This is a genomic window from Microvirga sp. BSC39 (assembly GCF_000739015.1).
Lineage (GTDB): Bacteria > Pseudomonadota > Alphaproteobacteria > Rhizobiales > Beijerinckiaceae > Microvirga.
The window spans coordinates 1-13,051 of sequence record NZ_JPUG01000051.1 but is presented as its reverse complement, the minus strand read 5'-3'; the positions used below and the strand labels follow the sequence as shown (position 1 = coordinate 13,051).

General features: G+C 64.3%; 14 protein-coding genes. 7 read left to right on the top strand and 7 right to left on the bottom strand.

What is annotated here, in order from left to right; all coding sequences use genetic code 11:
• Both MA07_RS06600 and MA07_RS06595 read right to left on the bottom strand, forming a co-directional pair.
• The coding region (locus MA07_RS06600; RefSeq protein ID WP_036345385.1) for an IS5 family transposase at positions 1-739 on the bottom strand (739 nt) is incomplete at its 3' end.
• Positions 740-817: 78 nt separating this feature from the next.
• Positions 818-2,929, bottom strand: coding sequence for a glycosyltransferase (locus MA07_RS06595; RefSeq protein ID WP_036348303.1), 2,112 nt, complete (start codon positions 2,927-2,929; stop codon positions 818-820).
• 372 nt (positions 2,930-3,301) lie between these two features.
• On the opposite strand from MA07_RS06595, the gene MA07_RS06590 reads away from it, so the two are divergent.
• Both MA07_RS06590 and ppa read left to right on the top strand, forming a co-directional pair.
• Positions 3,302-3,808 carry a GNAT family N-acetyltransferase gene (locus tag MA07_RS06590; RefSeq protein ID WP_036348301.1) on the top strand — a complete coding sequence of 169 codons (507 nt, stop codon included), beginning with the start codon at positions 3,302-3,304 and terminating at the stop codon, positions 3,806-3,808.
• Between the two features lie 229 nt (positions 3,809-4,037).
• Positions 4,038-4,571, top strand: coding sequence for an inorganic diphosphatase (gene ppa, locus MA07_RS06585; RefSeq protein WP_036348298.1), 534 nt, complete (start codon positions 4,038-4,040; stop codon positions 4,569-4,571).
• Positions 4,572-4,634: 63 nt separating this feature from the next.
• Here the strand turns inward: ppa and MA07_RS06580 are convergent, their stop codons facing one another.
• A complete protein-coding gene (locus MA07_RS06580; RefSeq protein ID WP_036348295.1) occupies positions 4,635-5,375 on the bottom strand; it encodes a cation transporter in 741 nt (246 codons plus the stop codon).
• A 71-nt stretch (positions 5,376-5,446) separates the two neighbouring features.
• Here MA07_RS06580 and MA07_RS06575 point away from each other — a divergent pair, with 71 nt between their 5' ends.
• Entirely contained in the window at positions 5,447-5,875 is a 429-nt protein-coding gene (locus MA07_RS06575; RefSeq protein WP_244445171.1) for a helix-turn-helix domain-containing protein, read from the top strand.
• Here MA07_RS06575 and MA07_RS06570 read toward each other — a convergent pair.
• A complete protein-coding gene (locus tag MA07_RS06570; RefSeq protein ID WP_036348292.1) occupies positions 5,872-7,137 on the bottom strand; it encodes a ubiquinone biosynthesis hydroxylase in 1,266 nt (421 codons plus the stop codon). The genes MA07_RS06575 and MA07_RS06570 overlap by 4 nt on opposite strands.
• 181 nt (positions 7,138-7,318) lie before the next feature.
• Between MA07_RS06570 and tesB the strand changes: the two genes are divergently transcribed.
• From tesB to MA07_RS06555, 3 genes are all read left to right on the top strand, one after another.
• Positions 7,319-8,179, top strand: coding sequence for an acyl-CoA thioesterase II (gene tesB, locus MA07_RS06565; protein ID WP_036348289.1), 861 nt, complete (start codon positions 7,319-7,321; stop codon positions 8,177-8,179).
• A 205-nt stretch (positions 8,180-8,384) separates the two neighbouring features.
• Positions 8,385-8,723: a P-II family nitrogen regulator gene (locus MA07_RS06560; RefSeq protein ID WP_036348285.1), complete on the top strand. Its 339-nt coding sequence runs from the start codon at positions 8,385-8,387 to the stop codon at positions 8,721-8,723.
• A gap of 35 nt (positions 8,724-8,758) precedes the next feature.
• The gene (locus MA07_RS06555) at positions 8,759-10,096 is read left to right on the top strand and encodes an ammonium transporter (RefSeq protein WP_036348282.1); all 1,338 of its coding nucleotides are present in this window, start codon (positions 8,759-8,761) and stop codon (positions 10,094-10,096) included.
• Between the two features lie 293 nt (positions 10,097-10,389).
• Here MA07_RS06555 and MA07_RS06550 read toward each other — a convergent pair whose 3' ends face one another.
• Genes MA07_RS06550 through MA07_RS06540 form a run of 3 tightly spaced genes read right to left on the bottom strand, consistent with a single transcriptional unit; the run spans position 10,390 to position 12,363 of the window.
• The gene (locus tag MA07_RS06550) at positions 10,390-10,989 is read right to left on the bottom strand and encodes an SCO family protein (protein WP_036348279.1); all 600 of its coding nucleotides are present in this window, start codon (positions 10,987-10,989) and stop codon (positions 10,390-10,392) included.
• A 14-nt stretch (positions 10,990-11,003) separates the two neighbouring features.
• Positions 11,004-11,942 carry a DUF1775 domain-containing protein gene (locus MA07_RS06545; protein WP_036348275.1) on the bottom strand — a complete coding sequence of 313 codons (939 nt, stop codon included), beginning with the start codon at positions 11,940-11,942 and terminating at the stop codon, positions 11,004-11,006.
• Between the two features lie 40 nt (positions 11,943-11,982).
• Positions 11,983-12,363 carry a hypothetical protein gene (locus MA07_RS06540; protein WP_036348271.1) on the bottom strand — a complete coding sequence of 127 codons (381 nt, stop codon included), beginning with the start codon at positions 12,361-12,363 and terminating at the stop codon, positions 11,983-11,985.
• A gap of 188 nt (positions 12,364-12,551) precedes the next feature.
• Here MA07_RS06540 and MA07_RS06535 point away from each other — a divergent pair.
• A partial coding sequence (locus tag MA07_RS06535; protein ID WP_036348268.1) for a DNA translocase FtsK 4TM domain-containing protein occupies positions 12,552-13,051 on the top strand: 500 nt, incomplete at its 3' end.

Here is a 13,051-nt window from a genome sequence, read left to right as displayed (position 1 = left end):
CCTTGGCCAGGCGGCGGCAGCGTCCAAGCCAACCGAAGGTTCGCTCCACAACCCAGCGGCGCTTGAGGACCGCAAAGCCTTTGCCCGCGTCGGAGCGCTTGATGATCTCGATGGTCCAGTGCCCAAGAGCGGCGACGGCGTCGCGCAGCTTGTCTCCCGCATAGCCACCATCGGCAAAGACATGGCGCAGCCAGGGATAGAGGACGCGGATGGATGTCAGCACCTCCATCGCCCCGTCGCGGTCCTGGATGTCGGCGGGATGAGCGCGCAGCCCGACCAGATGGCCTTGCGTGTCGGTGATGATGTGGCGCTTGCGGCCCTTGATCTTCTTGCCGGCATCAAAGCCGCGCGGTCCACCGCTTTCCGTTGTCTTCACCGACTGACTGTCGATCACGCCCGCGGATGGGCTCGCCTCCCGGCCGACCCTCTCGCGCGAGGCGGCCACAAGGGCATGGTTGATCCGCTCGAACGTGCCATCCCGTGACCAGGCATAGAAATAGCTCTGCACAGTGGAGTATGGCGGAAACTCCTTGGGCAACTGGCGCCATTGGCAACCGGTCGCGGCCAGATACAGGATCGCCTCAACCACCGCCCGCAGACATGTGGTGCGGGGACGGCCGATCCGCCGGGCGGCGGGCATGAAGGGCTTGATCAGCGCCCATTCGGCATCGGTGAGATTGCTTGCATAACGCAGTCCGTCTCGCCGATAGTGTCGGCGAGTGGCCTCAGTCCAAACCATCGTGAACTCCATCGAATCTTCGCAAATCCGACGGAATCACAAGGGCTTGAAGCCACTCAACCTTTTTCAGTCAGCCTCTTATGCATACTGAAAGCGCCTTTGTTCAATATCGAAAAGCTCAGCAACACGCTTTGCGTGCGCTTCCGGGGAATGATGTTCTTTGACGAATGTTCTAGCCTGCCGTCCGAGCTTCATCATCAAAGCAGGGTCGCTCATGAGAGCCAGAAGAGCCTCAGCATAGGAGATCGCCATCTCGTCATCGTTGGGCAGGGATGGCAGAAGGATCCCTGTCTCACCATGGATGACGACTTCCGAAATCCCGCCGACGTCGGGCGCCACCACGGCAAGCCCGTAGCTCATGGCCTCGAGAAGCGCGTTGGGTACGCCGTCGTGCAGGCTTGTGTAGAGGAAGATGCAGTACCGACTCAGCGGCAGTGTATCAAAGCCGTCATACGCTCCACTATAATGAAGGTTTGGCACATTCTCCAAGTGGGAGCGCGCGAACCCATGGAAGACCGAACCGCCAAACGCTTCGATCCTTGCGTCCGGAGCATGGCTACCGAGTCTGGACGCAATCAGAGGAAGGAGTGCTGGTCTCTTTTCGACATCGAGGCGGGAAGCCCAGAGGATGCGACGGTCTGCATCGGGATTTCGGTCGGGCAGAACAGCCGGTATGCCAACCGTCGCATGCAGATGATGCCATTTGTGCTCCTGCAGGCCGATCCGGTGATGATCCTTCCTGATCGTCGTGGCGCTGTCGCAGACGATCCTGGAAAGATGATCCAGATTGTTCGAGAGGAGCCCAATCTGTGAAGCAGCCACCATAGCGTGGCCATTCTCCACACGCTCCACGTCGGCGAAGCGGTAGTAAGTAATGTCTCTGTCCTTCAGGACGATGCCGTACAGCTTCAGAAATGTATCGGCAAAGGCCGACTGTCGCAGATGAACGCGTGTGTCAGGCTCACACGTCTCGATGATCTTCAAAGCGAGCAGGCACCGCTGCTCCTTCGAAAGGGAGCGGCAGTGCAGCTCCATGTCGACCACGACGGCATTGGGAGGCAGATCCTCCAGCCACTGCAGCCCCTTGAGGCTCTCCCCAAGCAGGACAAGGAAATCCTTGCCCGGATCAAGCCTGTACATCGTCTCCATCAAGGACAGAAAGTACTTCTCCGCTCCTCCTCGTGACATGAACGGGAACAGGAACACATCGCTGAATTTCTTATCCTGGACGATGTCGCACAGCATGTAATAGGCCATTCCCAAGCGAGGAGGGCCCATGAAATTGCCGACAACGGAGCCACCCCGATACTTCCAGAGAGAAATCGCCGGCTCAATGGCGTTCGCCGACTGGATCTTGGATCGGATGTGATCCGGCCTCAGGAAATCCTCTGCGTCCAAGACCAGAGGTCGGGGAGGTGGCTCAGTCAGAAAGCGTTCATGGAACTCTCTCGAAAGAGTCAGATAATCGGAGGGATTGAACAGCCGGGTGGGCGGGATGTGACGGATCGAAAGAGCATCCGCGGATCTGAGGAGGCTGCCGGGCCTCTGGCGATAGAACAGAATCGTATCGCCGACCGTCTTGATGTTCAGCCCGAAGCTGACGGCCTCGGCATTGAAAAGCCAGTCTTCATAGGCATATCCCCGTGAAAGCCGCACATCCCGATAAGGAACCTTGAGAAAAACTTCCCTGTGAGCGCAGACGCGCGAGAGGTAGGGCTGCTTGTCGAGGAACGTCATGGGACTGACATCGTCAAGGCCAACATAGCGGGCGATGAACGTGTCATCGTCGAAGATCATCAGGTATTCGGGAAAGTAGAGCGCTCTCGGCCCGTGCTTTTGCGCCGCCAAATAGATGTCGTGAAAATAATTGTATGAAACGAGATCATCGGCATCGGCCGTAAAGATGTACGCGCCCTTTGCATGTTCGATCCCTGCATTGCGGGACAGGCCGAGAGATCCGTGATCCACCTCGATCCTCTGAACGCCGGAATAGGTGCTGAGATCGAAGGATGACAGGACCTGGCGCGTGGCATCGTCGGATCGGTCCAGCACGGCCACCAGCTCAAGCCTCAGACCCTTCGACTGCGCGAGTCGTGCGGCCTCGTCGAGCGACAGGAGCGTGCGCTTCAGATACACGGCCTCGCGATGGATGTTCAGTATGATCGACGCGTGAACGGAATTCTCGTCCATCAACTGAGCCCTGCTGATGTCCTGCTCCGCGAGGGGCGCGCCTGATGCAATGTTTTTACGTATTCCGACAACATGTAACACAATAATGTATTATGTCGAGATGGCAAAAAGCTGTCCCGGCTGCGGCATCGCGTTCTGTGCGGACCTGGGAAAGAGCCTCTGCAGGCAGGCGGTTTCACGCCAAGGTCTCGTCGCCGGGAACCTCGGCTCCCCTGCGGGCGCCCTTGCGGCGTTTTGGTCCGTACCGGCCGGACACGATTTAGCCTAAAACGCTACGCTTTCATCAGCCGGCTTCCAATTCCGTTAAGGCGCCATTAACCCTTCCGGCAGGAAACTGGCATCATTGCTTCTCTCACCCGTTTTGCCAAAGCCATGAGCGACCTTCTCGTCAGTATCCGTCATGCGAAGCCCGATGATGCGGCTTCCCTGTCGAGGGTGTTCGATACGGCCTGGCGGGAGGCTTATTCCGGCATCATCCCCGGCGTGACCCTCGAGAAGATGTTCTCCCGGCGCAGCGAGCACTGGTGGCGCTCCACCGTGTCCCGCGGGCGCCCGCTCGTGGTGCTGGATCTCGGCCAGGGTGCGGTGGGCTACGCCTCCTACGGCCGCTGCCGCGACCGGTCCCTGCCGGCGAACGGCGAGATCGACGAACTCTACCTGCTGCCGGAATACCAGGGCATCGGCTTCGGGCGGCGCCTGTTCAAGGCGGTGCGCAACGACCTCCGGCACCGGGAGCTCGACAGGGTCGTGGTCTGGGCCCTGGAGGACAACAGCCGCGCCTGCGCGTTCTACGAGGGCATGGGCGGACAGACGGTCGCCCGGGTCGAAGAACGCATCGGCGGAACGCCGCTGGCCAAGGTGGCCTATCTCTTCCGCTGAGAGCAGCGGCTCATCGCCTTCTTTTGGCTAAAAGCCTGAAAAATTTGAGCCTCCGGTCCTTGTTGCCAGGGCCCTGTGCGGCTAGTGAAGCGTCCAAGCTTCAGGGAGCGGCCTCAAGCCGCTCCCAAGTCCCGCTTCTGCCGCATTTTCACCGGTGTCACGGTGTCCTGTCCAGCATGGGACCCCGCGCCCGCGACGATGCTCAAGCCTTGCTCCGGAGAACAGCTCTATGCGCCTTGACGCGTTAAAGATTGGAAAGAACCCGCCGGACGACGTGAACGTCGTGATCGAAGTGCCGATCGGCGGCGAGCCCATCAAGTACGAGATGGACAAGGAATCCGGCGCCCTCGTGGTGGACCGCTTCCTCTATACCGCCATGCGGTATCCCGGAAATTACGGCTTCATTCCCCACACCCTGTCGGGCGACGGCGATCCGTGCGACGTGCTCATCGCCAACACCCGGGCCATCGTTCCGGGCGCCGTCATGAACGTGCGCCCCGTGGGCGTTCTCGTGATGGAGGACGACGGCGGCCAGGACGAGAAGATCATCGCCGTTCCGTCGAGCAAGCTGACCCAGCGCTATGACCGGGTGGCGAACTACACGGACCTGCCCGAGATCACCATCAAGCAGATCGAGCACTTCTTCGAGCACTACAAGGACCTCGAGCCCGGCAAGTGGGCCAAGATCATCCGCTGGGGCGATGCCGAGGAAGCCAAGCGCCTGATCCTCGAGGCGGTCGAGCGCGCTAAGGCCGGGAAATAAGGCTCCCCTTTCCGGATCGGAAACCACGAAGGCCAGGCAGATGCCTGGCCTTTTCTTTGAGGGCTACTCGGCCGGGACGGGTGAGACCGGGCCGGCGCTTCGATACTCCGCCCAGGCCTGGCGCAGGATCTGCACCGCCGAGGACAGGAACAGCCCGGCCATGAGGCCCGCTACGATCAGGTCCGGCCAGGCGCTTGCCGTCCACCACACGGCGCCCGCCGCCCCGGTGACCACGATGTTGCCGATGGCATCGTTGCGCGAGCACAGCCAGACGGACCGGACGTTGGCGTCGCCGTCCTTGTAGCGCATCAGCAGGAGCACGCTGGTGACGTTCGCGGCCAGCGCCAGAAGCCCGATCCCGCCCATGATCTCAGCCCGTGGGAGGCCGAGGATGAGCACATGGTAGAGGGTCGAGCCCAGGACCCAGGCGCCCATGAGCGAGAGGCTCAGCCCCTTGAACAGGGCCGCGGTGGCGCGGGTGCGCAAAGAAGAGCCGATCACGGCAAGGCTCAACCCGTAAGTCACCGTGTCGCCGAGGAAGTCGAGGGCATCGGCCTGGAGGGCCTGGGAGCGGGCCAGGTGGCCGGCCACGATCTCGGTCACGAACATCGCGGCATTGATGAGGATCATCGTCCAGAGCACCCGCTTGTAGCGCGGATCGACGCCGTCGAAGACCGGCACGCCCCCATGGCAGCCGCAGGCCTCCTCGACATGGCCATGGCCCTTCGCCGGATGGGCCTCATGCGCAGGGCGCTCGTGGGAGGAACAGCATGCCCCCTGCTGGTGACCGCAAGTCTCGCTCATCCGAATCTCCTTTTCCTCATCGGATGCGATCTCTACAATCTCTAGCGACTAGAGGTTCAAGAGGAAAAATCGTGGATCTGTCGATTGGAGAATTGTCGCGGCGGGTTGCCGTGAAGGTGCCGACGATCCGCTACTATGAGCAGATCGGCCTTCTGCCCAGCCCACCGCGCACAGAAGGGCGCCAGCGCCGCTACGGGGCTGAGGACGTGTCCCGCCTCAGCTTCATCCGGCATGCGCGGGATCTCGGTTTCGAGGTCGATGCCATCCGCGAGCTCCTGAGCCTGAGTGCCCGGCCCGATCAGCCCTGCGAGCCGGCGGACCAGATCGTGCTCCGGCATCTCACGAGCGTCGAGCGCCGCATCGCCCAGCTGACGCTCCTGCGCTCCGAGCTCCGGCACATGGTTGAGGAGTGCCGGCACGGGCCCGTTCGGGAATGCCGGATCATTCAGGTTCTGGCGGACCACGAGCAATGCCGGCACGAGCATGGAAAGGTCGGTTAAAGCGCCTCGCCCCGCAACAGCCGCGGCGCTTCCTGTCGTGTCAGTCCCGCCGCCTCGCGGATGAAGAAGCGCTTCAGGCCGGGCATCCGGTCGACGAGGCCGAGGCCCAGATCACGAATCAGGCGCACGGGCAGCAGGTCGTTGGAGAACAACCGGTTGAGCCCGTCCGTGACCATCCCCATGGCGGTGATGTCGGTGCGCCGCGCCCGCTCGTAATTGTCGAGCACGTCGGCCGCGCCCGGGTCCATGCCGAGGCGCATGGCATCCGTGACGATCTCGGCAAGCGCCGCCGCGTCGTGCAGACCGAGATTGAGCCCCTGGCCTGCGATGGGGTGGATCACATGGGCGGCGTCGCCGAGCAGCGCGAGGCGCTCGGCGTTGAACCTCCGCGCCATCCCGAAGGACAGCGGGAATGCCTGCGGCTTCGTCTCGAAGGCGAGCCGGCCGAGCTGCAGGCCGAAGCGGCGCTCCAGCTCGACGAGCAGGTCGTCGGGCTGCGATTCCAGCAGGGCCGGCACGTTCTCGGCCCGCTCGGTCCAGACGATGGAGGAGCGGTGCTTGAAAGAACCGTCTTCCTGCGGCTCGGGCTTCAGCGGCAGGATCGCGAAGGGGCCGGAGGGCAGGAAATGCTCCACCGCCCGGCCTTCGTGGTCGCGCTCATGGGCAATGGTGGCCACGATGCCGGATTGTTTGTAAGGCCAGGAGATCCAGCCGATCCCCGCCTGCTCCCGCAGGCGCGAGCGCCCGCCATCGGCGGCCACCAGCAGGGCGGCGGGCAGGATTTCGCCGCCGGTCAGGGTCACGTCCGTGCGGGTGCCCTGAACGGCAAAGCCCTTCACGCCCTCAGGCCTTAAGTCCACGCCGGCCGCGCGGCAGGCTTCGAGCAGCGTAGCCGTGAGGTCGCCGGCCGTGATCATGTGGGCGAAGGGCTCGTTGCCGTCGACCTCGCCCGCGAAGGTGAGGAAGGTGGGGCGCACCGGGTCCTGCAGGCGGCTGTCGGTGATCACCATGTCGAGGATGGGCTGGGCGCGCTCCGCCACCCGGTCCCAGACGGCGAGCGCCGTCAGCATCCGGCGCGCCGCCGCGGCGATGGCATAGGAGCGCTTGTCGCCGTGAGGATCGCGCTTGAGCGCCGGATCGCACATGACCACGTCGATGCCCTCGGCGAGCGCCCCCTTCAGCGCTAAGGCCAGGGACAATCCGGCCAAACCCCCGCCGGCAATGACGATGCGCGGTTGCGCCGAACCCGTTGCTGCGCTCATCGCGTATTCTCCCAGGGCCGTGGCAAAGAAACCCGCGGCCGAAAATGCGTGCGTCAGAGAAATTCTCCGACCCCGAACGTTATAGGTGGGTGTCAGCCAATCATTGACCAGCGTCAAGCTTGACGTCGAGAGGCCGCTCCCCGATGGATGACCTTTCGTGATCACAGGATTTTTGAGGCCCATGTCCCGCGCCGTCACCGATCTGCTTTCCATCCTCGACCTCGAACAGCTCGAGGTGAACCTGTTTCGCGGGCAGAGCCCCAAGAGCGGCTGGCAGCGGGTGTTCGGCGGGCAGGTGATCGGCCAGGCCCTGGTGGCCGCCACCCGCACGGTGGACGGGCGCCATCCCCATTCGCTGCACTGCTATTTCATGCTGCCGGGCGATCCCAAGGTTCCGATCATCTACGAGGTCGACCGCATCCGCGACGGCAAGAGCTTCACCACCCGCCGGGTGCTGGCGATCCAGCACGGGCAGGCGATCTTCTCCATGTCGGCCTCGTTCCATGTGGAGGAGGACGGCTTCGCCCATCAAGCCGAGATGCCGAAGGTGCCGGGACCCGATGAGCTTCCCAGCGAGGAGGAGGTGAAGGGCGGGCTGATCCTCAAGATGCCGGAGCCCATGCGCACCTATTACGAGCGCGAGCGCCCGCTGGAGATCCGGCCCGTCGAGATCAACCGCTACCTGTCCCGCGATCCGGGCGAGCCGCGCTTCCATGTGTGGATCAAGACCACCGGCCGCCTGCCGGACGATCCGGCGATCCACCAGAGCGTGCTGGCCTACGCGTCCGACATGACGCTCCTCGACACGTCGCTCATTCCCCATGGCCGGACGGTGTTCGAGCCCGAGATCCAGCCGGCGAGCCTCGATCACGCCATGTGGTTCCACCGTCCCTTCCGGGCCGACGAATGGCTGCTCTACGCGCAGGACACGCCGAGCGCCGGCGGCGCCCGCGGCCTGTCGCGCGGCCTCATCTTCACGCAGGACGGAACCCTGATCGCTTCGGTGGCCCAGGAAGGCCTGATCCGCGAGCGCCGACGCTGAGTTAGGCTGCCTAGAATTTCATCACCAAAGCCATTTTCTAGCCGGATCGCCGCTGCCTCGAAAATAGGCAGCGGTCTTTCGCCATGGCCGAGCAGGCTTGGCATGATCCTTGCATAAAGACCCCCGACACCCGGACCTGGAGCCGGGTTCACGGTGCAACCGTCGCCCGCATTTTCTGGACGACGCAACGAAGGGGGCCTGACCCATGAAGATTGTGATGGCGGTCATCAAGCCGTTCAAGCTGGAGGAGGTGCGCGACGCGCTCACCGCCCTCGGTGTGCACGGCCTCACCGTGACCGAGGTGAAGGGATACGGACGGCAGAAGGGCCACACCGAGATCTATCGCGGCGCCGAATATGCCGTGAGCTTCCTGCCGAAGCTCAAGATCGAGGTCGCTGTGCCGGGCGAACTGGTCGATCCGGTGATCGACGCGATCACGGCGTCCGCGCGCACGGGCCAGATCGGCGACGGCAAGATCTTCGTCACCTCGCTGGAAAAGGCGGTCCGCATCCGCACCGGCGAGACCGACGGCGACGCCCTTTAATCCACTCTTTTGCTGATTTTCCGAGGTTCGATCCGATGACGTTCCGTCCTCTTCTCCTGCCCGCGCTCGGTGCGCTGGGTTTAACTCTCGCAGTCTTCGACCCTGCCTTTGCGCAGGATGCCGCTCCAACGATCAACAAGGGCGACACCGCCTGGATGCTGGTCTCGACCATCCTGGTGATCCTCATGACGATCCCAGGGCTCGCCCTGTTCTATGGCGGCCTCGTGCGCACCAAGAACATGCTCTCGGTGCTCATGCAGGTCTTCGCGGTGTTCTCTCTCGTGGGCATCCTGTGGGTGACCTACGGCTACTCCCTTGCCTTCACGTCCGGCGGCGAAGGGATGCTCGGCGCCATCATCGGCGGGTTCGGAAAGGCGTTCCTGGCCGGCGTGACCACGGATTCCACTGCCGACACCTTCACCAAGGGCGTGGCGATTCCGGAATTCACCTTCATCGCCTTCCAGCTCACCTTTGCGGCCATCACGCCGGCCCTGATCGTCGGCGCCTTTGCCGAGCGCATCAAGTTCTCGGCCGTGATGCTGTTCACCGGCCTGTGGCTGACCTTCGTGTATCTGCCCATCGCCCACATGGTGTGGTTCTCGGAAGGCTATCTCTTCGGTCTCGGGGCGCTGGACTTCGCAGGCGGCACGGTGGTGCACATCAACTCCGGCGTGGCCGGCCTCATCGGCGCCCTGCTCATCGGCAAGCGCATCGGCTATGGCCGCGACCTGCTCGCCCCGCATTCGCTGACGCTCACCTTCGTGGGCGCTTGCCTGCTCTGGGTGGGCTGGTTCGGCTTCAACGCCGGCTCGAATCTCGAAGCCACGGGCGGCGCGGCGCTGGCGCTCCTGAACACCATCGTGGCGCCGTGCGCGGCGGGTCTCGCCTGGATGACCGTTGAGGCGCTCCACAAGGGCAAGGCCTCGCTTCTGGGCATCGCCTCGGGCGCGGTCGCCGGGCTCGTGGCCATCACGCCAGCCGCGGGCCTGTCCGGTCCCATGGGCGCCATCGTGCTCGGGCTCGCGGCCGGTGCGGTCTGCTACTACGCGGTGACGAGCGTGAAGAACGCGCTGGGCTATGACGACGCGCTCGACGTGTTCGGCATCCACGGCGTCGGCGGCATCCTCGGGGCCATCGGCACCGGCATCGTGGCGGCTCCGTCACTCGGCGGCTACGGCGTCGGCGAATACAGCATTGGCGGCCAGGTGGTGACGCAGATCATCGCCGTGGTGGTGACCCTGGTCTGGACCGGCATCGGCTCCCTGGTGCTCTTCAAGATCACCGACGCCGTCGTGGGCCTGCGCGTCACGCACGACCAGGAGCGCGAAGGCCTCGACCTCGCCGACCACGGCGAGCGCGCCTACAACTACTGAAGCCTTCTCAAGGTTGAAACGGAAAAGCCCCGGTCACACGCCGGGGCTTTTCTTATGGTCATTTCAACAGCGTCATCCCGGACGGAGCGCAGCGCAGATCCGGGATCGTGTGCAGGGTGTAGTGTTTCTCCGTCGTCATCACCGGCCTTGTGCCGGTGATCCCGATCGGAAGAGCGCAGCGCCTTTCTGAATCGAGATGGCCGGGATAAACCCGGCCATGACGTGGCAGAAGGGGCGCCACACTCGTCCAGCGATCCCGGATCGCCTGCGGCGTCCGGGATGACACTCAACGGTTATCCGTTCTTCACGAGCTGCCGCAGCTTGGAGCGCCGCGTCTCCTCCGGCTCCTGGAAGTTGGACGTGCCGTAGAACTCGCCCTTGCTGTCCATCAGGAACAGGGTCGCCGAGTGGTCCATGGTGTAGCCGCCGTCGGTCGGCACCTTGCGGTAATAGATCTTGTAGGCGCGGGCGGCGGCCGCGATCGCCTCCTCCGTGCCGGTGAGGCCCACGATGCGCGGATCGAAGGACTCGAGATATGTCTTCATCAGGTCCGGGGTGTCGCGCTCGGGATCGACCGTGATGAAGGCGGCCTGCAGGCTTGACGCATCTTGGCCCAACGCCGCCATGTCCTGCGTCAGGTCGTAGAGCGTCGTCGGGCAGACCTCCGGGCAATGGGTGAAGCCGAAGAACACCACGAAGGGCCGGCCCTTCAGGTTCTCCTCCGTGAACGGCTTGCCCTCGTGGCTCGTGAGCCTAAACGGGCCGCCGATCGGCACCTTGCCGGCGCTCTGCTGCGACCTGGAGGGCAAGAGAAGCAGGCCCGCCGTGACGACGAGCACCAGGAGGCCTGTCGTGAAGACGAGGAACGGCACGAGAAGGCGTTTCATGTTCATCGCTCGTCTCCTTGTCAGTGCTTGTGCTCGGCGGGAGCAGCCCCGCCCATGCCGCGCACGGTGTATTCCACCTCGATGGCCCCGGCCTTCTCGAAGGTGAGCGTTCCCTTCAGGGTCTGGCCCTCCTTCAGCGGCTCCTTCAGGTCCACGAACATGAGATGGAGCCCACCCGGCTTCAGCTCGACCGTGGCACCGGGCTTGATCTCGAGCCCGCCCTCCACCGGCTTCATGCGCATGACGTCGCCTTCGAGGCGCATCTCATGAACTTCGACCTTGGACGCGAGAGGGAACGAGCCACCGATCAGACGGTCGGGCGCTGTTCCGGTGTTGGTGATGCGAAGATATCCGCCGCCCACCTTGGCGCCGCCCGGGGTGGCGCGCGACCAGGGCTGATCGAGGGTCAGGGATCCGGCCTTCAGCGGGGCTGGCGCGGCACCGGCGGCTGCCGCGATCCTCACGCCGGGCGCGGGAGCTTTCAGGCTGTGCGGATCCTCGCCGGCGGCCGGCACCTGGGTCCATTCCTCGACCATGCCTTCGCATTCCTGCACCACGGGGAAAAAGACCGTGGCGCCCGGCTGGTAGGCATCGGTGAAGCGGGCCTGGAATACGAACTCGTCGTAATGGGCATCGTCGAGGGATCCGGTCCAGACGATGTCGGTCACGCCCTCGGACACGGCCTCGCCGTGGACCTGATAGGCGCGCACATAGGCGCCCCTGGCGGTCTCGAGCTTCCAGCCGGCCTTGGGCATGGGTTTGACGGCCACGATCCCCTCGGGAATGCGCACGCGCACCTTCAGGGTCGGCTTGCCGGCGCATCCGTGCGGGATGCGCAAGGTAGCCTTGTAGGTTGAGTTGGGCGTCGCCTGCCCGTTCTCGAAGGTGACATGGGCGAGAGCGGGAGAGGAAACGGCGACGAGCGCGGCAGCGAGCGCGCCGAGGCGAGACGAAGTCATGGATGCAGGTCCTTGCAGAATCGGGAATCGAAAGCGGCGATCAGCCGAGGCGCGGCGGCGCGCGCGATCCCAGGGGCAGGACGTCGGAGGTGAGGCGTAAGCGCAGCCGGTCCGGGCTGCGGACGCTTGCGACGGCAGGAGGTGCGATCCGGTCGAGGATGGTGGCCGCCGGCGCCGGCCCGGCCGGCCCTGAGCCGTGACAGCTCAAGGTGCAGCAGAGAGTCCCGTGGTCTTTTGCAGGCGAGTGCTCGGGCGCGGACGAGCCGTCCTGGAGGCAGATGATTCCCTGCGGCTCGGCCATGGTTGCGGCATGGACGGCCCCGCTCGCGGACAGCAGCAGGGCCTGCAGGACGAACGCATAGGCCATCACCGCCGCGATGACGGCGCGCGTCCAGCCCTGCGTGGAGGTCCTGCGTCTCATGGTCGGGACACTGGTCTTTTGCCCGGCGAACGTCAACAGCACAAAAAGCCACTGGAGCGTCGGGTCTACGCGGATACACCTGGGCCACTTTTCCCCACCCGATGCACTTACGGTTAAAGGACCCTTAACCCGCCCGCGCTAGCATCCAGGCAATACTGTCTCGTCCTGTTGGTTTTTAGAGTGGTTTGATGCGCGCGGCCCGCCGTTCTTCTTCCGCCTATGATGGCCTTTTCAGCTCCTTGAGAGCCTTCCTGGCCCGTCGGGCCCAGGAGCTGACGGGCCTGTGCCTGATCGCCTTCGCGGGCGCGGTCGCCGTGGCGCTCGCCACCTGGTCGGTGGACGATCCGAGCCTGAACAACGCCACCGACTTGCCCGTCCGCAACCTCATCGGCTGGCCCGGCGCCATCGTGGCCGATCTGTTCATGCAGCTTTTGGGGTTGGGCGCCATCGCGGCCGTCCTGCCCCTGGCGCTGTGGGGGTGGCGGCTCATGAAATCGGGGGCCCTCGGCCGCCTGCAGCTGCGCCTCGCCCTCTGGGTCATCGGCGCAGGCGCCGCGACGGCGCTCGCCAGCGCCCTGCCCCCGACCCAGAGCTGGCCCCTGCCCACGGGTCTCGGCGGCGTGGTTGGCGATGCGATTCTGGCCGGTGCCAAGGCCATCACCGGGTTGTCGAACGGCTCGGCCAGCGC